This window comes from Pseudochrobactrum sp. XF203 (assembly GCF_020341615.1).
Classification (GTDB): Bacteria; Pseudomonadota; Alphaproteobacteria; order Rhizobiales; family Rhizobiaceae; genus Pseudochrobactrum; species Pseudochrobactrum saccharolyticum.
Genome location: NZ_CP084392.1, coordinates 3,231,962 through 3,255,814 on the forward strand (window position 1 = coordinate 3,231,962; position 23,853 = coordinate 3,255,814).

At 52.1% G+C, this 23,853-nt stretch carries 24 protein-coding genes and 1 pseudogene; 10 read left to right on the forward strand and 15 right to left on the reverse strand.

Going from position 1 to position 23,853, the window contains the following annotated elements:
- Positions 1 to 196: 196 nt before the first annotated feature.
- The 5 genes from leuC to rimM form a co-directional block, all read right to left on the reverse strand.
- Positions 197 to 1,606 carry a 3-isopropylmalate dehydratase large subunit gene (leuC, locus tag LDL70_RS14795; protein ID WP_225685389.1) on the reverse strand — a complete coding sequence of 470 codons (1,410 nt, stop codon included), beginning with the start codon at positions 1,604 to 1,606 and terminating at the stop codon, positions 197 to 199.
- Between the two features lie 246 nt (positions 1,607 to 1,852).
- Positions 1,853 to 2,287: a 50S ribosomal protein L19 gene (gene rplS, locus LDL70_RS14800; protein WP_022709749.1), complete on the reverse strand. Its 435-nt coding sequence runs from the start codon at positions 2,285 to 2,287 to the stop codon at positions 1,853 to 1,855.
- A 212-nt stretch (positions 2,288 to 2,499) separates the two neighbouring features.
- On the reverse strand, positions 2,500 to 2,853 hold the full coding sequence (locus LDL70_RS14805; protein ID WP_225685391.1) for a DUF4260 domain-containing protein: 354 nt from the start codon (positions 2,851 to 2,853) through the stop codon (positions 2,500 to 2,502).
- Positions 2,853 to 3,548, reverse strand: coding sequence for a tRNA (guanosine(37)-N1)-methyltransferase TrmD (gene trmD, locus LDL70_RS14810; protein ID WP_225685393.1), 696 nt, complete (start codon positions 3,546 to 3,548; stop codon positions 2,853 to 2,855). Before trmD ends, LDL70_RS14805 begins: the two co-directional genes overlap by 1 nt.
- Complete coding sequence (gene rimM, locus LDL70_RS14815; RefSeq protein WP_225685404.1) at positions 3,548 to 4,171, reverse strand: ribosome maturation factor RimM; 624 nt, start codon at positions 4,169 to 4,171, stop codon at positions 3,548 to 3,550. Before rimM ends, trmD begins: the two co-directional genes overlap by 1 nt.
- A 91-nt stretch (positions 4,172 to 4,262) precedes the next feature.
- On the opposite strand from rimM, the gene LDL70_RS14820 reads away from it, so the two are divergent.
- The 3 genes from LDL70_RS14820 to aroB all read left to right on the forward strand — a co-directional run bounded on the left by LDL70_RS14820 (position 4,263) and on the right by aroB (position 7,102).
- A complete protein-coding gene (locus LDL70_RS14820; RefSeq protein WP_225685406.1) occupies positions 4,263 to 5,234 on the forward strand; it encodes a tyrosine recombinase XerC in 972 nt (323 codons plus the stop codon).
- Between the two features lie 112 nt (positions 5,235 to 5,346).
- Complete coding sequence (locus LDL70_RS14825; protein WP_022709754.1) at positions 5,347 to 5,955, forward strand: shikimate kinase; 609 nt, start codon at positions 5,347 to 5,349, stop codon at positions 5,953 to 5,955.
- 22 nt (positions 5,956 to 5,977) lie between these two features.
- A complete protein-coding gene (gene aroB / locus LDL70_RS14830; protein WP_225685408.1) occupies positions 5,978 to 7,102 on the forward strand; it encodes a 3-dehydroquinate synthase in 1,125 nt (374 codons plus the stop codon).
- Positions 7,103 to 7,169: 67 nt separating this feature from the next.
- On the opposite strand, the gene LDL70_RS14835 is transcribed toward aroB, so the two are convergent.
- Positions 7,170 to 7,430, reverse strand: a complete 261-nt coding sequence (locus tag LDL70_RS14835) for a DUF2798 domain-containing protein (RefSeq protein WP_022709756.1) — start codon at positions 7,428 to 7,430, stop codon at positions 7,170 to 7,172.
- A 202-nt stretch (positions 7,431 to 7,632) separates the two neighbouring features.
- Positions 7,633 to 7,962, reverse strand: a complete 330-nt coding sequence (locus LDL70_RS14840; RefSeq protein ID WP_022709757.1) for a BolA family transcriptional regulator — start codon at positions 7,960 to 7,962, stop codon at positions 7,633 to 7,635.
- Between the two features lie 180 nt (positions 7,963 to 8,142).
- Here LDL70_RS14840 and LDL70_RS14845 point away from each other — a divergent pair, with 180 nt between their 5' ends.
- The 3 genes from LDL70_RS14845 (at position 8,143) to cobT (ending at position 12,052) form a co-directional block, all read left to right on the forward strand.
- Positions 8,143 to 8,766: a J domain-containing protein gene (locus tag LDL70_RS14845; protein ID WP_022709758.1), complete on the forward strand. Its 624-nt coding sequence runs from the start codon at positions 8,143 to 8,145 to the stop codon at positions 8,764 to 8,766.
- A gap of 318 nt (positions 8,767 to 9,084) precedes the next feature.
- The gene (gene cobS, locus LDL70_RS14850) at positions 9,085 to 10,071 is read left to right on the forward strand and encodes a cobaltochelatase subunit CobS (RefSeq protein WP_022709759.1); all 987 of its coding nucleotides are present in this window, start codon (positions 9,085 to 9,087) and stop codon (positions 10,069 to 10,071) included.
- 94 nt (positions 10,072 to 10,165) lie between these two features.
- Entirely contained in the window at positions 10,166 to 12,052 is a 1,887-nt protein-coding gene (gene cobT, locus LDL70_RS14855; RefSeq protein ID WP_225685418.1) for a cobaltochelatase subunit CobT, read from the forward strand.
- Positions 12,053 to 12,130: 78 nt separating this feature from the next.
- Here the strand turns inward: cobT and LDL70_RS14860 are convergent, their stop codons facing one another.
- Both LDL70_RS14860 and rpmB read right to left on the reverse strand, forming a co-directional pair.
- Complete coding sequence (locus LDL70_RS14860) at positions 12,131 to 12,799, reverse strand: VUT family protein (RefSeq protein ID WP_225685420.1); 669 nt, start codon at positions 12,797 to 12,799, stop codon at positions 12,131 to 12,133.
- An 81-nt stretch (positions 12,800 to 12,880) separates the two neighbouring features.
- Positions 12,881 to 13,174 (reverse strand): 50S ribosomal protein L28, encoded by a 294-nt coding sequence (gene rpmB / locus LDL70_RS14865; RefSeq protein WP_225685422.1) that lies wholly within the window; start codon positions 13,172 to 13,174, stop codon positions 12,881 to 12,883.
- Positions 13,175 to 13,511: 337 nt separating this feature from the next.
- Here rpmB and LDL70_RS14870 point away from each other — a divergent pair, with 337 nt between their 5' ends.
- Positions 13,512 to 14,360: a DUF3108 domain-containing protein gene (locus tag LDL70_RS14870; protein WP_225685425.1), complete on the forward strand. Its 849-nt coding sequence runs from the start codon at positions 13,512 to 13,514 to the stop codon at positions 14,358 to 14,360.
- A 24-nt stretch (positions 14,361 to 14,384) separates the two neighbouring features.
- Here the strand turns inward: LDL70_RS14870 and LDL70_RS14875 are convergent, their stop codons facing one another.
- The 6 genes and pseudogenes from LDL70_RS14875 to dapF all read right to left on the reverse strand — a co-directional run bounded on the left by LDL70_RS14875 (position 14,385) and on the right by dapF (position 19,994).
- The gene (locus LDL70_RS14875) at positions 14,385 to 14,888 is read right to left on the reverse strand and encodes a hypothetical protein (protein WP_225685427.1); all 504 of its coding nucleotides are present in this window, start codon (positions 14,886 to 14,888) and stop codon (positions 14,385 to 14,387) included.
- A 28-nt stretch (positions 14,889 to 14,916) separates the two neighbouring features.
- Positions 14,917 to 15,681, reverse strand: a complete 765-nt coding sequence (gene gloB, locus LDL70_RS14880) for a hydroxyacylglutathione hydrolase (RefSeq protein WP_075653897.1) — start codon at positions 15,679 to 15,681, stop codon at positions 14,917 to 14,919.
- Between the two features lie 15 nt (positions 15,682 to 15,696).
- On the reverse strand, positions 15,697 to 16,371 hold the full coding sequence (locus LDL70_RS14885; RefSeq protein ID WP_022712285.1) for a septation protein A: 675 nt from the start codon (positions 16,369 to 16,371) through the stop codon (positions 15,697 to 15,699).
- Positions 16,368 to 17,375: pseudogene (gene ftsY / locus LDL70_RS14890) on the reverse strand (signal recognition particle-docking protein FtsY); the annotation flags it as partial. The pseudogene ftsY and the gene LDL70_RS14885, both read right to left, overlap by 4 nt.
- Before the next feature lie 451 nt (positions 17,376 to 17,826).
- On the reverse strand, positions 17,827 to 19,107 hold the full coding sequence (gene mtaB / locus LDL70_RS14895; RefSeq protein WP_225685448.1) for a tRNA (N(6)-L-threonylcarbamoyladenosine(37)-C(2))-methylthiotransferase MtaB: 1,281 nt from the start codon (positions 19,105 to 19,107) through the stop codon (positions 17,827 to 17,829).
- Between the two features lie 2 nt (positions 19,108 to 19,109).
- Complete coding sequence (dapF, locus tag LDL70_RS14900) at positions 19,110 to 19,994, reverse strand: diaminopimelate epimerase (protein ID WP_151158999.1); 885 nt, start codon at positions 19,992 to 19,994, stop codon at positions 19,110 to 19,112.
- Positions 19,995 to 20,562: 568 nt separating this feature from the next.
- Here dapF and LDL70_RS14905 point away from each other — a divergent pair.
- The 3 genes from LDL70_RS14905 to mdh all read left to right on the forward strand — a co-directional run bounded on the left by LDL70_RS14905 (position 20,563) and on the right by mdh (position 23,788).
- Positions 20,563 to 21,105 (forward strand): protease inhibitor Inh/omp19 family protein, encoded by a 543-nt coding sequence (locus LDL70_RS14905; RefSeq protein WP_028233952.1) that lies wholly within the window; start codon positions 20,563 to 20,565, stop codon positions 21,103 to 21,105.
- Between the two features lie 96 nt (positions 21,106 to 21,201).
- A complete protein-coding gene (gene zapE, locus LDL70_RS14910; RefSeq protein ID WP_370637705.1) occupies positions 21,202 to 22,386 on the forward strand; it encodes a cell division protein ZapE in 1,185 nt (394 codons plus the stop codon).
- A gap of 439 nt (positions 22,387 to 22,825) precedes the next feature.
- A complete protein-coding gene (gene mdh / locus LDL70_RS14915; protein ID WP_022712278.1) occupies positions 22,826 to 23,788 on the forward strand; it encodes a malate dehydrogenase in 963 nt (320 codons plus the stop codon).
- Positions 23,789 to 23,853: the final 65 nt, after the last annotated feature.

The following is a 23,853-nucleotide window of genomic DNA, read 5'->3' on the forward strand; positions in this document are numbered from 1 at the left end:
ATAAAACTAGTGGATTTTTTGAATTTGACGTTTGGAGCAGCGCTTGTGTCAGTCGGCAGCCAAACGTCAAATTCAATCCACTAGAGTAGCTGCTTCGTTAGAAAAAACCAGCCTAATCAATGCTGTTTTAGCTGAAAAGAAAAACCCGCCCATTGATCTTACGCAATGAGCGGGTTTTTTTTAAAAGCTGAAAAACTTAGTTCCAGTCGCGGATATCAACAAAGTGTCCCGCCACGGCTGCGGCGGCGGCCATTGCAGGCGACACCAGATGAGTACGGCCTTTAAAGCCCTGACGACCTTCAAAGTTACGGTTTGAAGTGGATGCACAACGCTCACCCGGCTTCAGACGGTCATCATTCATTGCCAGACACATCGAGCAGCCCGGCTCACGCCAGTCAAAGCCTGCTTCGATGAAAATCTTGTCCAGACCTTCAGCTTCAGCCATTTCTTTTACAAGGCCGGAACCCGGAACAATCATCGCATTGACAGTGGAGGCAACTTTTTTACCTTCAACCATGCGTGCAGCATCGCGCAGATCTTCAATACGGCCATTGGTGCAGGAGCCGATAAAGACGCGATCAATCGCAATATCGGTGATCTTGGTGCCAGGCTTCAGATCCATATATTCGAGCGCACGCCACTTTGATGAACGCTTGGTATCATCCTGAATGTCATCAGGGTTAGGCACCACATCGGTCACGAAAACCACGTCCTCCGGCGAAGAACCCCATGTGACAACCGGTGAGATTTCAGCGGCATCAAGAGTCACAATCTTATCGAAATGCGCACCTTCATCTGTGCTCAGGGTCTGCCAATAAGCCATAGCCTGTTCAAGCTGTTCGCCTTTTGGCGCGCGCGGTTTGCCACGGATATAATCAAAAGTCGTCTGATCCGGTGCGATCAGACCGGCGCGTGCACCGCCTTCAATCGACATATTACAGACCGTCATACGGCCTTCCATAGTCAAAGAAGTGATTGCATCACCGGCATATTCAATCACATAACCGGTACCACCGGCGGTGCCGATTTTACCGATGATCGCCAGTGTAATGTCTTTAGCGGTTACACCTGCTGCCAGCTTACCATCCACACGCACCAGCATGTTTTTAGCTTTTTTCTGGATCAGGGTCTGGGTGGCCAGTACGTGTTCCACTTCGGACGTACCGATACCATGCGCTAACGAGCCAAAAGCACCGTGGGTTGATGTGTGGCTGTCACCGCAAACAATGGTCATGCCCGGCAGCGTGAAACCCTGTTCAGGACCAACAATATGCACAACGCCCTGACGCTTATCGCGCTCGGAATAATATTCAACGCCGAACTCGGCCGCATTTTTGGCCAGAGCTTCAACCTGAATACGGCTTTCTTCATTCTTGATGCCGTTGATACGATCTGCCGATGTCGGCACGTTATGATCAACAACAGCCAGTGTGCGTTCCGGATGACGCACTTTACGGCCAGCCATACGCAGACCTTCAAAAGCCTGAGGGCTGGTCACTTCATGCACAAGATGGCGATCAATATAAAGCAGGCAGGTACCGTCATCCTGCTGATCTACCAGATGATCGTCCCAGATCTTGTCATAGAGTGTACGCGGCGCGCTCATGGCTCTTAGTATCCTTTGCAAGCGTTCTGCAGCCATTACCTCCCGGCAATCACAGGACCACAGAACCGATATGATTATGGTTCATATGCACCCGCTATGCGATTTCGTCAAGAAATGACAAGCGGAACAGGGTGTCGCAGCAAGATTATTACCCAAGCGGCATTTAATCTTTGCAAATAGAAAAAGGGCGACCCTGAGGCCGCCCTTATCCCTGGAAATTTTATAATCGCAGAAAGATGCAGAAAATTATTCTGCAGCTGCCTTGGCAGCAGCATCACGCTCAGCAGCGCGCTTGTCTGCTTCACGTTCAGCTTTCGAACGATTGTCTTTTTTCTCAACGATACGGGCAGCCTTACCGGTAAGACCACGAAGGTAGTAAAGTTTCGCACGACGGACTTTACCGCGACGAACAACTTCAACGCCTTCAACCAGCGGAGAATAAACAGGGAATACGCGCTCTACGCCTTCGCCGTAAGAAATCTTACGAACGGTGAAGCTTTCCTGCAGACCTGCGCCCGAACGGCCGATGCAAACGCCTTCGTAAGCCTGTACACGGGTACGTGTACCTTCAGTTACGCGTACGAGAACGCGAACTGTATCACCGGCGTCGAAATCTGGCAGAACGCGCTTTTCAGCAATCTTTGCAATCTGTTCAGCTTCAAGCTGCTTAATAATGTTCATAGTTTTAATCCTTCTGATTCTTCTCGAACAGTCAGAGCGCTATCACTTGCAAAACAGTCTTTGCCGTCATGCTATGCCGTTAAGGCAGGAGCGGTTTCACTACTCATTGATTTCAGGTCAACGAAAATCGGATTTCAGGAAATCCCGAAATGTGAGGCGGCAATACACCATTACCGCCCGTGAATCAACTCAACTCTGCAAGAAGTTCTGATTCAGTTGCGACCGATCCGTCCCAAATGCGTATCCTGAAAAGAAGACGCATATTTCAGCCCGTAGCCCAGCATCCGGTCAAAAGCGATATGCGCAGTCCAGATCAGCACATAAGGCCACAACCATTGCTGCCCTGACACATACATCAGCAGGCCAAGCGCGGCCACACTCAGAAAACTGTGACCGGCATTATAGACCAGCGCACCAATATGGTTGCCAAATACATAGCCTGCCATAGTAATGTCAGGCACCAGAAACAACAGCGCAAACCACCACCAGCCCTCACCGCTTTGCGCATAAAACCCCAGAGCAATCAGCAAAATAGCTGCATATTCCGCACGTCTCAGAATCTGCATTATTTACTCCTGTTCTGATAGGCCTCCCACAAATCGGGACGGCGCTCGCGGGTAATGCGTTTGGCTTCTTCCAACCGCCATTGATCGACAGCCTTATGATTACCGGAAGTCAGCACAGCGGGAATAGAGCGCCCTTCCCATTCCTGCGGGCGGGTATAATGCGGATGCTCAAGCAGGCCGGTTTCAAAACTCTCGGTCTCACCGGATTCATGATTGCCCATCACACCCGGAATCAGGCGGACAATCGCATCAAGCAGCACCAGCGCACCGGTTTCACCGCCGGAGAGAATATAATCGCCGACTGATACTTCCATCAGGTTGCGTGCTTCAATAACCCGTTCATCCACGCCTTCAAAACGACCGCAGAGAATCACTGCACCCTCGCCGCTCGCCAGTTCGCGCACCAGATCCTGTGTCAGCGGCCTTCCCCGCGGGCTCATCAGAATACGCGGGCGGTTATCCTGTTCTAGGCTATCAAGCGCACGCGCCACAACATCCGGCTTCATCACCATACCGGCACTGCCGCCAGCCGGCGTGTCATCAACCATCCGGTGTTTATCGAGCGCAAAATCTCTGATCTGGACGGTTTCAAGCTGCCATTTATCATCGCGCAAGGCGCGGCCTGCAAGCGCAGCGCCCAAAGGCCCCGGAAACATCTCAGGATAAAGGGTCAGGACAGATGCTTTGAAACTCATTACCGCGCCCATCCGTCATCATCAGTCTCAGGTGCCTCAGGCTCATCGCCCTCTTCATCCGCAGAGGTTGAACCATCATCAACAAGACCTGCCGCCAGCGGATCAATCAGAATCGCGCCTTCTTCCATCAGGATTTCCGGTACAGAAGTCAGTGTGAACGGGATCATAACCGGCTTTTTGCCGCTTTCTTTGATTTCCAGCACATCACCGCCACCGAAATTAAACACGGCAGAGACTTTACCATAGGACACGCCTGCGCTGTCGCGCACGGCAAGGCCGATCAGATCGGTGTAATAAAATTCGTCCTCATCAAGATCCTGCGGCAGCTGCGCATGATCGACATAGAGCTCTTTACCATTCAGCGCTTCCGCCGCATTGCGATCCTCAACACCGGCAAAGCGCACCACGACCACAGTTTTGCTCGGGCGGATCGACAGCACTTCATAGCTTTTACCGGACGCATCATAAAGCAGACCATAGGAGCCCAGATCCATAGGGTCGCCCGTATAGGTTTTAACGCGCACTTCCCCTTTGATGCCATGGGCAGCGCCGATAACGGCGAGCTGAACCGGATTATCAAGATTTGCAACCCGCACCGGACTGCCTTTTTTCTGAGAAGACATGAAAAACCTTAAACTGTGGTGGCAACGGTTCCGTAACCTCGCCGTGAGAAACTCTATTTTTATTAAGATAACCGGATTACAGATTCAATCCATGCAAACGGCCAAAACAGAAACCTCAAAAGCAGAATTTCTGATTATCGCTGCGCCCGACCTCAATCAGGCGCGTCAGGACTGGCTTGGCAGCTTAACCAACAGCCGCAGACTGGCCGCCCATACGCTGGATGCCTATGAGCGCGATACCCGTCAGTTTCTGCAATTCATGACCGGCCATCTGGGCACACCACCGGCTTTGAAAGATGTCTCGAATTTACGCATTGCAGATTTGCGCTCCTATCTGGCCTCACGCCGTAATGACGGCGCAGGCGCCCGCACTCTCGGGCGCGGTCTTGCCGGTGTCCGCTCGTTGCTGCGATACTTGGAAAAGCAAGGACTGGCAAATGCAGCCGGTGCCAGTGCCATTCGTGCCCCGCGCCAGCCGAAATCTCTGCCCAAACCTTTGTCGGCTGATGCAGCTTTGCGGGTTGTCAACACACAGCAACAGCTGGCGGAAGAGCCATGGATTGCCGCACGCAATGCCGCTGTGCTTACTTTACTCTATGGCTGCGGCTTGCGTATTTCCGAAGCCCTTGGCCTGACACCGGATGCGGTAGCTGATACAACTGCCCGTTCGCTTACAATTCAGGGTAAAGGCGGCAAAAGCCGTCTTGTACCGCTGCTGCCTGCGGTTCATCAGGCAATTGCCGAATATCGCCGCCTCTGCCCCTTTCATTTGAACGGCACTACACCACTGTTTCGCGGTGCTAAAGGTGGTGCACTCCATGCCGGTATCATCCAGCGCGAAATGCAGAAAATGCGCTCCGCGCTAAACCTGCCGGAAACTGCAACACCCCATGCTTTGCGGCATTCTTTTGCCACCCATCTTCTGGCGCGCGGCGGCGATCTGCGCACCATTCAGGAACTGCTTGGCCATGCCAGCCTTTCCACTACACAGGTCTATACCGGCGTGGATACCGATCGCCTGCTAGAAATTTACGACAAAGCACACCCCCGTGCGCATCCTTAAGCACCATCAATAGCGGCAGAAAATCTCCGATCTTTCTTGACAAGCCGCAGATCAGCAGCGATTGACTTTACTCAAGTGTTTCAAATGGAAGCACCGTCACGAGAAGAAGACGATGCCGAACCCAAATAAAAAAGCTGACCAGACGCATTTGCGCAGTCAGGCCGATGAAATTAAAGCCCTCCTGAACCAGCGCCCTGTGGTGCTTGTCGGACTTATGGGAGCAGGAAAATCCACCATCGGCAAGAAAATGGCCGCAATGCTGGATTTGCCGTTTTTCGATCTCGATACGGAAATCGAAAATGTCTCCCGTATGAGCGTTACTGAATTATTTGCCTCCTATGGCGAGCCGGAATTCCGCGATCTTGAACGCCGTGTTATGCAGCGCCTGCTGGAAGGCGGATCAATGATCCTCGCAACCGGCGGCGGCGCTTTCATGAATGAACAGACCCGCGAGAATATTGCTTCTGCCGGTATTTCCGTCTGGCTCAATGCGGAACTGGATGTGCTGATGGAGCGCGTTTTACGCCGTCAGGATCGTCCGCTTTTGAAAAATGACGATCCGCGTGCAGTGATGCAGAAGCTGATGACCGAACGTTATCCGGTCTATGCCACAGCTGATCTGAGCATCATCTCCCGCGATGAAAAACGTGAAGTGATTGCACAGGAAGTCATCACCTTGCTGCTCGATCATTTACGCAAGACCGAACCAATCCAAGACTAAATCATAATCACGAGTATCTCCCATGACATCTACCGGACATGTTGCAACCGAAACCGTTCATGTATCACTGGGAGACCGCTCTTATGACATTCTGATCGGCAGCGGTCTGATTGCCCGCGCCGGTCAGGAAATTGCTGCACGTCTGCCGGGCATCCGTGCGGCTGTGGTCACCGATGAAAATCTTGCCAAGCTGCATCTGCCGTCGCTGCTCGACGCATTGGAAGCCGCCGGTATTAATGCGACACCGGTTGTGGTTGCAGCCGGTGAAAAATCCAAAGGCTTTGCCACGCTTGAAACTGTGACCAATGACATTCTCAAAGCCCGTCTCGAGCGCGGTGATGCTGTTATTGCTCTGGGCGGCGGTGTGATCGGTGATCTCGCCGGTTTCGTTGCCGGTATTGTTCGCCGTGGCATGAATTTCATCCAGATTCCGACTTCATTGCTGGCGCAGGTTGATTCTTCTGTCGGTGGCAAAACCGGCATCAACACCGCTTACGGTAAAAATCTTGTCGGCGTTTTCAATCAACCGCAACTGGTGCTGGCCGATACGGATATTCTCGACACGCTGAGCAAGCGTGAATTCGCTGCCGGTTATGCAGAAGTTGCCAAATATGGTCTGATTGACCAGCCGGAATTTTTCGAATGGCTGGAAAATAACTGGCAGGATGTCTTTGCAGGCGGTGCTGCACGCCAGCAGGCCATTGCTACCTCCTGCCGCGCCAAGGCAGCCGTTGTTGCCCGCGATGAGCGTGAAACCGGCGATCGTGCCTTGCTCAATCTCGGCCATACATTCGGCCACGCATTGGAAACTGCCACCAATTATGATTCCTCACGCCTTGTGCATGGTGAAGCCGTTGCCATCGGCATGGTACTGGCGCATCAATTCTCTGCACGTCTCGGTCTGATTTCAGAAGATATTGCTGTGCGGGTAGAAAAGCATTTGAAAGCTGTCGGCCTGCCGGTTTCCATGAAAGAGATTGCCGGACTGCCTTCCGCAGATGTGCTGATGTCTTATATTGCACAGGACAAGAAAGTGTCGCGCGGTTCGCTGACTTTCATCCTGACCCGTGGTCTTGGCCAGTCTTTCATCGCCAAAGATGTGAATGCGGCTGATGTAGAGGCTTTCCTGCAGGAAAAACTGGCTTAAAACTCCGTATCATCAATTTAAAAAACCGGTCGCAAATGAGTTTTGCGGCCGGTTTTTGTTTAAGCCTTTATGGCTTGTGGCACACAATGCCGACGAGCCGCCGCACCAGTGGCAGCACCAGCAACAATACCGGAAACGCCACGATCCACGACAAGCCCCATGCGGGCATCCAGTGCGATAAAAGATCAGCCCTGAACCCGAGGTTTTTTAGCGTCGCAATCAGAGACACAACAAAAGTCATCAGGACAGAGAGAATAAAAGGCATCACAACCGGAATGTAACGTGCCGGAAGCTTCGGAAAAGCAGGAACAGATTTGGAAGATTGCATAATCATTTCCGTAAATTTGCGGTCTTACACATCAGCACATCCCTCCCGCCCGAGACAGGAGCTTGTCCGGTGTAAGACCGGCATGGATGCGTTGCTTAACGTTAAACGCTTACGGAAGAGCCAAAAGCTCACTGCTGCCTCATAACAGCAGATGACAAAGGAAACAAGTAACCGGAAGTCTGCGGTTACTTGTTTTGAATAATCAGGCCGGTTTGCGGGTACGGCGGGTCGGCTCCCCCGGTGCGCTCGGTTCCAGCGCAATCGCATGCAGACCGCTCTGCAATTCTTCATCCAGCTGCGCATTGATCGCACGATGACGGTCAACGCGGCTCAAACCTGTAAAAGCCTCTGCCACAATTATAACGCGGTAATGTGTTTCACCGGTACCGTCGAACACTTCCTCATGACCGCCGTCTGTGTGATGATGACCGGCATGAAGATGACTTTCATTGATGACATCAAGCAACACAGGCTGAAAAGCCTCAGATAGTTTTGCGGTAATCCGTTCTTGACGCGTCAAAGGAATAGACATTCTGCTCTCCTGCCCCCATATAGGGACTATGTTATGTGCATGCGTTACCATTCCGGTATACATAATGCAGCTAAATCCCGATTTCACGTCCGCTTCGACTCTCGGCCCCGCAGGGTTCGGTCATGCGTCGTGAAATGTCAATTCTTGTATCATCAGATCTGACCCCGTAATATTGATATCATGGCAACGAATTCAAAATTTTTTGACAGCATCCGTATCCGTTCCCGCAAGGAAGACAAAAAACCGGCTGGCCCGCAGTGCCAGTGGGAAGGATGCGAAGAAACCGGAACACACAAAGCGCCTGCGGGCGGTGCGCGTGAAGGTCTTTATCTGCACTTCTGTCTGGATCACGTCCGCGAATATAATAAAAACTTCAATGCTTTCTCCGGTCTTAGCGATGAGGAAATCGCCAAGTTCCAGAAGAATGCAGCCGTTGGTGACCGTCCGACATGGACAACTACCAAAAACTCCACTTCGCGCCAGTCAGCCCCGCAATTTGCCCGTATGCGTTCAGGCACTGCAGCCTATCACAACAAGATCCGTGATCCGCTGAACCTCTTTGAACAAACACGCGCCCGTGCGGAAGCGGCAACCCCGACCAGACGCCCGCGTCCGCTCGAATCCAAGGCTTTTGCGACCCTGGGCATTGCGGCAAATTCGACCAGTGACGCGATCAAATCGCGCTATAAAGAGCTGGTAAAGCAGCATCATCCGGATGCCAATGGCGGCGATCGCGGTTCGGAAGAACGTTTCCGCGAAGTTGTGCAAGCTTATCAATTGCTAAAGACCGCAGGTTTTTGCTAAACAGGCAAAGACTAAAGCATGCTGCCCGAAAACGGATACCGGTTTTGGGTGAAAGACATGCGGTAAAACAAAGATTATTTGCAGGGAACAAAGGGAATTTACGGAAGCAAAAAACTTTCGTTCCCTGTTAACCTGCCGAAACAACTACACCGGCACAGCACTTCAGACAGTTTCAGCAAAAACCGGAACTGTTTGTGCCGGAAGAACTGAGCCAAGACGAACAGAAAGCGATAGAGGGGTTTTCCGCTGCAGGAAAAGGGAAAGGCTCTCTGAACATATGATGATACAGCGGCATGCAGGCGCCGCTCAGGAGGCATGATGAGCAAGGTTGATCTCGACATAAACAATATGCCGGACACAACTGTATCGGTGCGTGACGTGTTCGGGATTGATTCCGATATGATCGTGCCCGCTTACAGCAAAAAAGATCCGCATGTACCGGATGCAGATCCGGATTACATTTTTGACCGCCAGACAACCTTGGCGATTCTCGCCGGCTTTGCCTATAACCGCCGCGTTATGGTTTCCGGCTACCACGGCACCGGTAAATCCACCCATATTGAACAGGTTGCTGCCCGTCTGAACTGGCCTTGCGTTCGCGTCAATCTCGACAGCCATGTCAGCCGTATTGATCTGATCGGTAAAGATGCCATCGTCGTCAAAGACGGTATGCAGGTTACCGAATTTAAAGACGGTATTCTGCCATGGGCCTATCAGAACAATGTTGCTCTGGTTTTCGACGAATATGATGCCGGTCGTCCGGACGTGATGTTCGTTATCCAGCGTGTTCTGGAATCGTCCGGCCGTCTGACCCTGCTCGATCAGAGCCGCGTTATCAATCCGCATCCGGCATTCCGCATGTTTGCAACCGCGAACACTGTCGGTCTCGGTGACACCACTGGTCTTTACCACGGCACCCAGCAGATCAATCAGGCGCAGATGGACCGTTGGTCGATCGTCACCACGCTGAACTATCTGCCGCATGACAATGAAGTTGAGATCATTCTCGCCAAGTCCAAGCATTACCAGAATGCGGAAGGCCGTGAGATCGTCTCGAAAATGGTTCGCGTTGCAGATATGACCCGTCAGGCTTTCATCAATGGCGACCTGTCGACCGTTATGAGCCCGCGTACTGTGATTACATGGTCTGAAAATGCCAATATTTTCACCGATGTCGGCTTTGCATTCCGCTTAACCTTCCTGAACAAATGCGACGAGCTGGAGCGCCCGATTGTTGCTGAGTTCTACCAGCGTGCTTTCGGACAGGAACTGCCTGAATCCGCAGTTAATGTCGTGCTTGCATAAAACGCACAAAGCGTCCCTGTCATCACAGGGGCGCTCTCGCTTCATTAAGACAGCGAAACAAGGTTAAGTTCTTCTGATATAAGGCAGTTTCATCATGGCAGGCCCCGGCGATAACACACGCGAACGTCCTAAAGGTCCGGTCGATTCCGAACCTTTCAAACGCGCGGTCACAGCCTGTGTGCGTGCAATCGCCGGCAGCAATGAATTTGAGGTCGGCTTCAGCCATGACCGTCCGGCACTGACCGGCAATCATGCCCGTCTGCCGGATCTGCCAAAGCGCCCGACTGCAGAAGATATTTCCATCATCCGTGGTCTTGGTGACTCGATGGCGCTGCGTCATGCACGTCATGATCCGCGCATTCATGCGCAGCTTGCACCGCAGGGGAGTCAAGCCCGCGCTATTTATGACGCCGTAGAACAGGCCCGCGTTGAAGCGATCGGCGCTCTGGCTATGGAAGGCGTGGCAAGCAATCTGTCGGCCATGCTGGCTGACAAATACAGCCGTGCAAATTATTCCGCGATTACCTCGCGTGATGATGCGCCGATTGAAGAAGCTATCTCCCTTCTGGTTCGTGAGAAACTCACCGGCTACCGTCCGCCTGTACAGGCGGGCAATGTGGTTGAGCTGTGGCGCGACTGGATTGAAGACAAAATCGGCGACCGCCTTGAAACGCTCAGTGACCGTCTGAACAGCCAGCAGGATTATGCCCGCCTGGTGCGTGAAATGCTGGTTGCACTGGATATGGCTGAAGAACTGGCCGAACCATCCGAGAGCGACGACGAGGAAAGTCAACAGGAAGAACAGGCTGATCCGGAAGAATCGCAGGAAGGTGCATCAGAAGAAGATGCAGAAAACCAGTCCGGCGACGGCGACAGTTCTGAAGATACCAATGATGACCGTGAGCGCGGCGATCTTGAAGCTGAAGATGCCGCCTATGAAGATGCTGATGACGGTGAAGAGGAAGATGCGGAAACACCGGGCGAAGCGCGCCGGTCTAACCAGCCGTTTTCCGATTTCGACAAGCATCATGACTATAAAGTTTTCACCCGTGAATTTGACGAGATCGTAGAAGCAACCGATCTCTGCGATGATGCGGAACTGGATCGTCTGCGTGGTTTCCTCGACAAGCAGCTTGCGAATTTGCAAGGCGTGGTCGGACGTCTCGCCAACCGACTGCAGCGCCGTCTGATGGCGCAGCAAAACCGCTCATGGCTGTTTGATCTGGAAGAAGGTCATCTCGACAGCGCCAAGCTGGTGCGTGTGGTGATTGACCCGACTCAGCCGCTGTCTTTCAAAACCGAACGCGATACCAATTTTCGCGATACGGTTGTGAGCCTGATTATCGACAATTCCGGCTCGATGCGCGGACGCCCGATTACTGTGGCTGCCACCTGCGCCGATATTCTGGCACGTACGCTGGAGCGTTGCGGTGTGAAGGTTGAGATTCTCGGCTTTACCACCAAAGCGTGGAAAGGCGGCCAGTCCCGTGAGGCATGGCTCGATCGCGGCAAACCTGCCCAGCCGGGTCGCCTCAATGATCTGCGCCACATTGTTTATAAAGGCGCTGATGCCCCCTGGCGTCGCGCACGACGCAATCTCGGCTTGATGATGCGTGAAGGCTTGCTGAAAGAGAATATCGACGGTGAAGCGCTGATGTGGGCGCATAACCGTCTGCTCGGCCGTCCTGAACAGCGCAAAATCCTGATGGTGATTTCTGATGGTGCGCCGGTTGATGATTCGACCCTGTCGGTTAATCCGGGCAATTATCTGGAACGTCATTTGCGCGCCGTGATTGATGAAATCGAAAACCGCTCACCGATTGAGCTGATTGCGATTGGTATCGGCCACGATGTGACCCGCTACTATCAGCGCGCGGTGACCATTGTTGACGCGGAAGAACTGGCCGGTGCGATGACCGAGCAGCTCGCCTCGCTGTTTGACGATCAGGATCAGCCGAAAGGCCGGACAGCACGGCGCTGATTTGCAAAGCTGAATAAAAAAGCCTCCCGAGGATGATCTCTTCGGGAGGCTTTTTTGATATGCATGTTCTGCAGGTGCTTACCGGATAGCCGGTTTTGCAGCGTCGGATTTACCTGCACCATAAATAGACGGGGCAAACAGTGCCAGAATCGCTCCGTAAGGCACCAGCATCACCACACTCATCAAAACCTTGATACCAAAGTCACCAAGCGCCAGAGACAGCCACAGCGGCATTGCAAGGCCAAACCACTGCACCTGATCGGTCATAGAGCTGTCAGCCAGCCCGAAAGCCGTATCAAGCATGCTGAACGGTGCCGCAAAAGCCAGCGAGAAGAACAGGATCGTATCCAGCACAGAACCGCAAAGCGCTGCCGCCAGCGGTGCTTTCCACCAGCGCAAACGACGCAAACGGCTGAACACACTGATATCCAGCAATTGTGCGAACAGGAACGCACTTCCTGAGGCCACAGCAAGGCGCGGGCTTGCAAGCCAGATCGACATGATAACACCCAGCGCAAAACCGGCATAAACGACCTGACGGGCGCGCTGCGGGCCAAAGCGGCGGTTGGTCAGATCATTGACCAGAAAGGCGAACGGATAAGTGAATGCGCCATAGGTAAGAATATTCTGCAAGCCGAAATAATGAACCGGATATTGCACAAGGATATTGGAGGCGGCGACAGCCGCACACATGGCCAGAACGGGAAAAATCAACGCTTTAATAGCGGAACTATGCTGTAGAGGCATTTTTTTATCCTGGGTAATGGAACCAGCAAAAAGGCCGGACGAACCGGCCTTTAGCAAAACTAAATTCAGCCGTGAAAGCTATTAAGCAGCAACTTCGGCCAGTTTCTTGGCAACCTGACGCTTCAGCAGACGTGCGCGCTGTGACAGTTCATTGTCAGAAGCTTTCGCAAGGAATGCATCCAGACCACCGCGATGCTCAACAGTACGCAGCGCATGCGCAGTAACACGCAGACGGTAGCTCTGGCCCATTGCATCGGACATCAGGGTTACATTGCAAAGATTTGGCAAATAACGGCGACGCGACTTGTTGTTCGCATGGCTTACATTGTTGCCGTAGAGGACCGCTTTACCGGTCAGTTCACAAGCGCGGGACATTGGTCTCACCTTCAAAATTCTGTTTCAGGCCCCGGCACAAATATCCGATACCGTCTTCGCTACTATCATAATCAATCCGTGATTGATATGTCGCGGCGCGCAATATCGGACAGCGGCCCATTGGGAAAGTCGGGTTTCTATAGTGAAAGCAGCCCTTCCCGTCAAGCCGTTTCAAGCTGATTACGGGTTCAATTGCAGGAATGACAAGGAATTGACTGTCATTGACTGCATTTTGCCGCTTTTATCATACAAATAGCGGGCATAAAAGTCACCAGTTCTGCATTTTCAGACTGGGTGCTGCACATTATCCGCTCAGGTGAGTCTCAGGGAGATCTGAATGATGTTTACGGACAAGGCTGCAAGAATCCATACCGCAACCGGTCAGAACCGGATATTTGCAGCAGCAATTCTCTCTGCCCTCTCCGTGATGCCCGCTACCGCTTTTGCCGCTGATTCCGGCTACCGTACGGAATATGGTATTTCCGTTTTCGGCATAACAATCGCGCGTTCCGAATTGAACACCAGAATCACGAATAATGCTTACGCACTCGACGGAAGTTTTCACAGCTCCGGTGTTGCCCGTATTTTTGACAGTACCAAAGGCTCCATCACTATTAATGGCAATATGCGCAAGCAAGGTGCTGCTGCCGCTGTTCAGCCCGTTTCTTATCTCACCACCTATCGCAGCGGTAAAAAACACAAGCGCACAGCCATCAGCTTCAAAAACGGCTCGGTCAGTGCTTTCGACAATCAGCCGCCGATCCGGAAAAACGATCCGTGGGTGGAAACCCGCCCCGATGATCTGAAAGCAGTCTTTGATCCGATCAGCGCGATGATGATTACCAGCCCCACTGCCGCAGCAGTCTGCAACCGGACATTACAGATCTTTGACGGGCAGACACGCGCGCAGATCCGGTTAAGTCCGGCAGGAACTGAAGCCTTTTCGATCAAAGGTTTCGACGGCACTGCAATCACCTGCAATGCTAAATTTGTCCCTGTCTCCGGCTATGAAAAAGACAAGAAATCCGTGCGCTATCTGGCGGACAAAAGCAAAATCACTATCAGCTTTGCCTCGCTGAATACGGATAAACAGGGTGCGGGAATTTACGCCCCTGTGGCCGCCAGTGTCGGCACACAGATCGGCACGGTTAAAGTCCGCGCAACACGTTTCGAGCAGACGAAATGATCAGCAATATGCCCAGAGGGTCAATTATTCGCCCAACAGCTTATGGATACGATCAATATATTGTTTGCCGAAAGTGATATGCGCCGGATTGATGCCTTTTAATTCATCAACAAGCTGCTCTTCATTTTCAGATTCCACAGCGCTTACACTGCTGACCAGAGCGAAATAGCCGTAAATATAATCCTGCGCGGTCAGGCCGTGTTTTTCGAGCACAGCCATCACTTTCGGCTGCTTTTCAATGCGGGCAGCCAGCGCCTTTGGTGAATGATCGCCTGTACCGGCCTCATCATCACCGCTGCCGGACATATCCATAGTGTTGAGTTCGGCCTGTGCGGCTTCCATCTTGGTCAGAAATTTCTCATCAAGCGGATAATTATTCACTTCCACCGGTACTTCCGGTTTGGCCACTTCCGAAAAGCTCTGCGCAAATGCCGCATGACCGGTCAAAGGCATAACAGCGAAAAAACCCGCTGCGAGAAAAGAACCGGCGATAAATGTAACAGCCGGACGGCAGAACAGACAAACCATACTATACCTTTGCCTCAAACGGCTTTTGTCAAAAATGATCTTTGCGTTTACGCAGTTCCGCAAAAACCTGCAACTCGCTGGCATCTTCCATCCCAAGCTGTTTGCGCACTGCACTGTCATGCACGCGCAAGAACGGATTGGTGGCCATTTCCAGCCCGATACTGGTTGGCAGGGTCGGCAGACCTTCCGCCCGCAGCCGCTCAATCTCACGACCGCGCTCTTTCAATGCCGGATTGGTACCGTCAACATCGAGCGCGAAACGCAGATTATTCAGCGTATATTCGTGCCCGCAATAGACTTTTGTATCGACCGGCAGCAAAGCCAGCTTTTGCAGCGATGCATACATATCTGCCGGTGTGCCTTCAAAAAGGCGGCCGCAACCCAGCGCGAATAATGTATCGCCCGTAAAAGCAACTTTTGCCTGCGGCAGATAATAGCTCACCTCTCCGGCCGTATGACCGGGTGTAGAAATCACCTGCACTTCAAACGAGCCGAATTGAAACTTGTCACCGTCTTTCACGCCACGATCCGCACCCGGAATCTTTTCCGCTGCGGGTCCTGTGATCTGTGCACCATAGATGCGTTTCAATGCTTCATTCGCATCGACATGATCGAGATGATGATGGGTCGTAAAAATATAATCGAGCTTCCAGCCGCGACGCGCCAAAGCCGAACGGATTGCCAGTTCTTCCGGCGCATCAATTGATGCTGTCAGCCCCGTTTCCGGATCATGAATCAGAACGCCGAAATTATCTTCGCGACAATAGAACTGTTCAATTTCAAGACGAGCCATCCGTTTCGCTCCCGATTATTTTTTATCCGCCGATGCTGCGTCATCTTCTGTGCCCCACGGCACCAGAGAATGTTTTTTAATCAATGGCAGCTGGAACATTGTAAAAGCAATAGTCAGCGGCATGACGCCCCACACTTTGAATGTGACCCATGTATCGGTCGGGAAATTCCGCCATACAACTTCATTAATCACAGCCAGCACGAAGAAAAACAAACCCCAGCGCAATGTCAGCTTACGCCAGCCTTCGGCATCCAGCTTGAAAGCCTGATCGAAGACATAGCCGAGCAAAGCTTTGCCAAACAGCAGACCGCCCAGCAGAATCGCACCGAACAGGCTGTTAACAATGGTTGGTTTCATTTTTATGAAAGTATCATTGTGCAGCCACAGGGTCAGCGCGCCGAAAACCAGCACCACAATACCCGAAACCAACGGCATGATCGGCAGGCTGCGTGTCATGATCCATGATACAACCAGCGCAATCACAGTGGCGGCCATAAACAAGGCAGTTGCAATAAAAATCGGCTGACCGATCTGTGCCAGAACCGGAAAACGCTCAACCAGCCACTCACCGCGCGAATTGGCAAAAAAGAACACCAGCAAAGGCCCAAGTTCCAGTGCCAGTTTTAACAGCGGCGGCACTTCCTTGCGCTGCGGGTCAGACGGATCGCGCTCAAAAATATGATCGTTCATCGTGCTTCTCCTGCAATCGCTCCTGCAAAATCCTGCGCCGTAAACGGCTCAAGATCATCAATCTGCTCACCGACACCAACAAAATAGACCGGCAATTTATGTTTGGCGGCAATTGCCACCAGAATACCGCCGCGTGCGGAACCGTCGAGCTTGGTCATGACCAAGCCGTTCACACCGGCAATATTTTTGAAAATTTCAACCTGATTAAGCGCATTCTGACCGGTGGTAGCATCCAGCGTCTGCAACACTGTATGCGGCGCTTCCGGATCATGTTTACCAAGCACGCGCACAATTTTAGCCAACTCATCCATCAGCTCGGCTTTGTTCTGCAAGCGCCCTGCCGTATCAATAATCAGCACATCACTGCCAGCATCTTTGGCCTGCTGCCATGCGTCATATGCCAGACCCGCCGCATCAGCACCAAGCTTGGAGGATACGACCGGAGAACCGGTGCGCTCGCCCCAGATATGCAATTGCTCAATCGCTGCAGCGCGGAATGTATCGCCTGCTGCCAGCATCACTTTCAATCCGCCTGCGGTCAGTTTCGCAGCCAGCTTGCCGATTGTTGTGGTTTTACCGGTACCATTCACACCAACCACAAGAATGACATGCGGCTTGTGCGACAGATCAAGTTCCAGAGGCTTCGCCACCGGAACCAGCACTTTTTCAATCTCGGAGCGCATAATGCGGCGCACTTCATCGGTCGAAATATCTTTGCCATAACGACCCGAAGACAGGCTGTCCGTGATACGCATTGCGGTTTCCAGACCAAGATCAGCCTGAATCAGCACATCTTCCAGTTCCTGAAGTGTATCTTCATCCAGTTTGCGCTTGGTGAAAATGCCGCCGATGGAGTCGCCCAACTGCTGTGAAGAGCGCGACAAACCGCTGCGCAGCCGCTCAAACCATGACAGTTTCTTTTCCGGTTCGGCTTCAACGACTACCGGTTCCTGTTTTGCCTCAACCGACTTGCTGACTGTCACCTTTACCGGTTTTGGCGCAGGAACCACTTCCGCATCAGCATCGGTAATTTCAGGCTCGGCTTCAGGATAGACTGGTGTCAGCTCAATGGTTGCCGGATCGGCAATCACCGGTTGGGAAAGCAGTTCCTCAACCTTTTCCAGAAAAGTCTCGTGAGGCGGCACTTCCGTCTGCAGCTTCTCTTCAAGGTCGGTCTCATCCGGCTCCGGCGTATCATAAACCGGTGTCAGTTCAATCGTCGCCGGATCAGGGATAACCGGCTGGGAAAGCAGGTCTTCGATCTTTTCCAGCACAGTCTCATGATGCGGCTCAACAGGCGTGTGCTCTGCTGCAACCGGTGCGCCCTCTTCCGCTAAAGGCGACAGGACTTCCTCTGACGGAGCGGAAGATGCTTCTTCCTTTTTGCCGAAAGAAAAAATCTTTTTTATAAAACCCATAGCCATGAATACAGCGCTTCTTATTTTCGAATGATAATCAGATATTTTGCGGAACAGCCAGCAGCTTGTCCCCATCATGACCGGAGATCACGCGGCTGACAATCTGTCCTGCTGTCAGATCCTGTGTATCCAGTCCAGTCAGTGTAAAGCCTTCAGTCCGGCCTAAGCCATCACGTTCTACCAGAATATTCTGCACAGTGCCTTTGAGGCTTTCCAGATGCAGGCGATAAGCCGCATCACCGGCAATACGCAGACGGGCAGCTCGTTCCTTAATCACCTCACGACGCAATTGCGGCATGCGTGCGGCAGGTGTGCCTTCACGCGGGCTGTAAGGGAAAACATGCAAATGGCTGAGGCCGCATTCTTCGACAATACGGATAGAATTCTGGAACATCTCTTCCGTTTCGGTCGGGAAGCCAGCGATAATATCCGCACCAAATACGGCATCAGGACGCAGCTTGCGCACATCCTCACAAAAACGGATGGAGTCATCACGCAAATGACGGCGCTTCATCCGCTTGAGGATCATATTATCCCCTGACTGCAATGAGAGATGCAGATGCGGCATCAGGCGCTTTTCATTGGCCAGCGCTTCCATCAGGTCTTCATCCGCCTCAATCGAATCGATCGAGGACAGACGCAGACGCTGCAAATCCGGTACCTGCGCCAAAACGGTTTTCACAAGTTTGCCAAGGCGCAAATTCCCCGGCAGATCAGGCCCGTAGGAGGTCATGTCCACGCCGGTCAGCACCACTTCCGCATAGCCGTTACCGACCAGCCTCTTAACCTGTTCAACCACACCGCCCATCGGGACAGAACGGGAATTACCACGGCCATAGGGAATAATGCAGAAAGTGCAGCGATGATCGCAGCCATTCTGCACCTGCACGAAAGCACGGGCACGGCCTTCAATCGCGTCCACCATGTGGCTGGCAGTTTCGCGCACTTCCATAATATCGTTGACGCGCACCTTCTCGAACTGGTTCACACCAAAGTCCGGTAACATGCGATAGGAATTGGATTTCAGTTTTTCTTCATTGCCGAGAACCAGATCAACTTCGTCCATCGCCGCAAAATCATCAGCACCGGTCTGCGCTGCGCAGCCGGTTACGATAATACGGGCTTCCGGATTATCCCGACGTGCTTTACGAATGGCTTGCCGTGCCTGACGCACTGCTTCCGCTGTAACTGCACAAGTGTTGAAAATAATCGCGCCGTTTTCCAATGCGCCGAGACCGGCCTCATCAGCTTCGCGTTTCATCACTTCGGATTCATAAGTATTCAGCCGGCAGCCAAATGTTACAACCTCAACCGCCATAATCAGGCACCTTCCGCTGTTGTGTCTTTTGCCCAAAGACCTGTTGCCGGATCAAACTGCCCCGAAAACTCCCATTCAGCCGGTCCCGTCATTAAAACATGATCATCATCGCGCCAGTCGATCTGCAATGGCCCGCCCGGCACAATGACTTTTACATTGCGCCCCGTACGGCGTGTGCGTGCCGCCGATACACCAGCGGCACAGGCAGCAGAGCCGCAAGCCCGTGTCAGACCAACACCACGCTCCCAGGTGCGGATGGTCAGCTCGTCTTTGCCTGTAACCTGCGCGATAGAAATATTTGCTTTTTCCGGAAAGATCGGATGATTTTCCAGCAATGGCCCGAACTTATCCAGCTCATAGGACCAGACATCCTGATCCACCCAGAAAATCGCATGAGGATTGCCCATCGAAGCCACAGACGGCGAATGCAGCACCGGTGCATCAATCGGCCCGATCTGCAATTCGATCATGCGGGTATCACGAAATTCTTCTGCAAGCGGAATAGCCTGCCATTCGAAACGCGGCTTGCCCATATCGACACGGATCTGGCCGTCCGGCAGTTCCTCGGCCAGCAACAAACCTGCCAGTGTCTCAAAGGTAAATTGCGATTTGCCGGTTTCCGCCGCAAGTGCCTGCACCACACAGCGTGTGCCATTGCCGCAAGCCTGCGCTTCACTGCCATCGCAATTAATAATGCGGATATAATAATCCGTACCCGCCGTTTTCGGATCATGGATCGCCATGATCTGGTCAAAACCGGTCGCAGCATCAGCATTCAGTGCGCGCGCAGCATCAGGCGTGATCCGGTCACTCCGGCCGCGCATATCCGCCACAATAATTTTATTGCCAAGGCCATTCATTTTGGCAAAAGCAGCATCAACTGACATAGCTACAGACATAGTTTCACAATTATAAGATATATTCCGGTTACGGCATATCAGCAGCCTTAATGCGGAACATCGACAAAATTCGGTTCGCAGAGATACGAAAAACAGGCAGCATCCGAAGATTTTGCCTGAAAACTCATCCTGAAAGCGCTTCACACTTTGCGCAAGGCACTCCGGATATACATTTACAGGCCTATATGGCGGAACTTCTCTCAAATTGCCAGTATATGTGCCAATGATTCGAAAAGCAGTGATGCGTTTTTGCCTGAAATCTGCCTTGGAGGCAGATCGTGCCTTGGCCTGCCGGTAAAATATGTTTATCTTTAAAACATAATCTGCTCAAATTTTGCTGCCAGACAGGCTTTCACATTGTCAGGCCATAACCTGTCAGATTAAAACAAGGCTGAAGCCGTAAAATCGTGCAATCCTACTTATTTCCCTTTTGTTCAATGATTCCTTTTGATTACAAAATGGTCTAAAGTGCAGCGGATTTTGCCTCAATATTGACCTGAGGACGGAACTGTTTCAAAGATTCCGCTTCGGAAACCACACTATCAAGGAGATGGGTATGGGAGTTTCTAAGATTGGCCTGCTCGGACTTGCAGCTGCCACCATTCTCGCCGGTTGCCAGAGTTCGCGTTTTGACAATATGGCCAGCAACACTCCCCCGCAGGCACAGCCTGCTCCTTTGCGCCCTGCTCCGACGACATCGGTTCAGTCCGGCTCGCTGAATGATGTCAACGCATCGCAGTTTCCGGCCAATCCGAATGATATGAATTCACAGCCGCAGGGCAATACACAGGTTGCCAGCCTGCCGCCTGCATCGTCCGTAGACCTGACACCGGGCAAAGTTGCCGGTGTGTGGAATGCATCGCTTGCCGGTCAGAGCTGTAAAGTTGCCACCCCGCAGACCAAATTCGGTCAGGGTTACCGCGCGGGTCCGCTGCGTTGCCCGGGTGAACTCGCCAATCTGTCCTCATGGTCGGTCAACGGCAAGCAGCTGGTTCTCTATGATGCAAATGGCGGCACAGTAGCTTCGCTCTATTCGTCTGCTGACGGCCGCTTTGACGGTCAGACTTCCGGCGGCCAGCCGATCAGCCTGTCCCGCTAAAAACTTGCTGACATTATAGAATTATAAAAGCTGCAGACACAATCTGCGGCTTTTCATTTATAGAACAGCGCCTGAATGAGCCTGAATGAGGTTGTCATGTCTTTCAATGAAACGCTGAAAGCCTATCCGTCCGTATCAGAACGCTACGACTCTCTGGCCATGGCCGGAGATATTGAAGCAGACCCGCAGCAGCAAATTCTGGCAAAGCGCTTTGATGCTCTGATTGATGCAATTTGCAGCAAGCGCCTTTCGCGCAAATCCAGTGCTTTGGGCTGGCTGTTCGGCAAATCCAAAAAAGTGGCTGAGCCGATCAAGGGCTTATATATTCATGGTGAAGTCGGCCGCGGCAAAACCATGCTGATGGATATGTTCTTTGAATTGCTGCCGGTTGAACGCAAACGCCGCGCACATTTCAATGATTTCATGGCTGATGTGCATGAGCGCATTCACGCTCACCGTCAGGCTTTCAAAAAAGGTGAAACCAAACAGGAAGACCCGATCCCGCCGGTTGCTGAAGCACTGGAAAAACAGGCATGGGTTCTGTGTTTTGATGAATTTACCGTCACAGATATTGCCGATGCGATGATCCTGTCGCGTTTGTTCTCAGCGCTGTTCGAGCGTGGCGTGGTGCTGGTTGCCACATCCAATGTGGCACCGGATAATCTCTATCCGAATGGTCTCAACCGTCAGCTGTTCCTGCCTTTTGTCAGCATTCTCAAAACCCGTGTAGATGTAATCAATCTGGATTCCCGCACGGATTACCGTCTTGAAAAGCTCGATCGCCAGCCGGTCTATCTCACACCGCTCGGGCTCAAAACAGATGCCAGAATGGATGAGGCATGGCATGTTCTGACGGAAGGCGGAATTGAGACAGCAGAAATTATCAAGGTCAAAGGCCGCAGCATTCATCTGAACCGCACTGTCGGCAAAACCGTGCGTGTGACTTTTGATGAACTTTGCGCCAAACCGCTGGCTGCTGCAGACTATCTGGCGATCATGGCGCGTTTCCGCACTATGTTTATCGATCATGTGCCGGTGCTGGATCTTGCCAAGAGAAATGAAGCCAAACGTTTCATTCTGCTGGTGGATACACTTTACGACCAGCGCGCCCGTGTTATCATCTCTGCCGCAGCGACACCCGACAAACTCTATAGTGCCTCCAGCGGCACAGAAGCTTTTGAATTTGACCGTACCGCATCGCGTCTTTTTGAGATGCAGAGTGCGGAATATCTTGAAGCATTTGAGACAAATGAATCAGCTGCAATACGGGCAACAGCCTGAGTAACAGGTGAAACACAGGCCAATTCTCTGATCGTCACTATTTTGTGACGATCATGGCCTAATTTATGCCAGTCAGGGGAATCATAAGCGCACTTATGATTCATCAAATAAGCATTCCGCAATCGGGCTGACTGTAAGCCATTCTGAACAAACAAAAATCAGCTGTAAGCGGACAAAAATTCCGGTAAAATTCCTTTCCCTGATTTCATGATATGAAACAGGAAAAACTTCGGTTTTTGTCAAAAATGACTTACGTTTACGTAAGAACATATTTAGCTAAACGATTGAAATCTTTAAATACAAAATTATTAGTTGAGTTATTTTGAAAACGGGCATATCGACCATACAGCGTAATGGCCTCTGCGGGCGTAACCGATCGGAAAGCTCGAGCAGAGGTAAAGCTGTTTTAGTTAGATTTTAGATCAGGGAAGTAACCAGCATGGCTCGCAATAAGATTGCTCTCATCGGTTCAGGCATGATCGGCGGAACGCTCGCCCATATGGCCGGTCTCAAAGAGCTCGGTGACATTGTGTTGTTCGATATCGCCGAAGGTATCCCGCAGGGCAAAGGCCTCGATATCGCGGAATCCTCACCGGTTGACGGTTTCGATGCCAAGTTCACCGGTGCCAATGACTATGCCGCCATCGAAGGCGCAGATGTTGTTATCGTTACCGCCGGTGTACCGCGCAAGCCGGGCATGAGCCGCGATGACCTGCTGGGCATCAATCTGAAAGTCATGGAACAGGTCGGCGCCGGTATTGCCAAATACGCCCCTGATGCTTTCGTGATCTGCATCACCAACCCGCTTGATGCGATGGTTTGGGCTCTCCAGAAATTCTCCGGTCTGCCGGCAAACAAAGTTGTCGGTATGGCTGGCGTGCTTGATAGCGCCCGTTTCCGCTACTTCCTCGCTGAAGAATTCAACGTTTCCGTTGAAGACGTCACCGCATTCGTTCTCGGCGGTCACGGCGATACTATGGTTCCTTCCAGCCGCTATTCGACTGTTGCCGGTATTCCTCTGCCGGATCTGGTCAAAATGGGCTGGACCACACAGGACAAGCTCGACAAGATCATTCAGCGCACCCGTGACGGCGGTGCTGAAATCGTCGGCCTGCTGAAAACCGGTTCTGCTTATTATGCACCGGCTTCTTCCGCTATCCAGATGGCTGAATCCTACCTCAAGGATAAGCGCCGCGTTCTGCCTGTTGCAGCTCAGCTGACCGGCCAGTACGGCGTGAAAGACATGTATGTCGGCGTACCGACCATTATCGGTGCGAACGGCGTTGAACAGGTTATCGAAATCCAGCTCGACAAAGAAGAACAGGCCGCATTTGAGAAATCAGTTGCTGCAGTTCAGGGTCTTTGCGACGCCTGCATCGCGATTGCACCAAATCTGAAATAAGCTCCCTTATTCAAGTTCTGGGATGTTTCGGGGCGCTTTTCCCAAAGTGGCCCCGAACTGGTCTC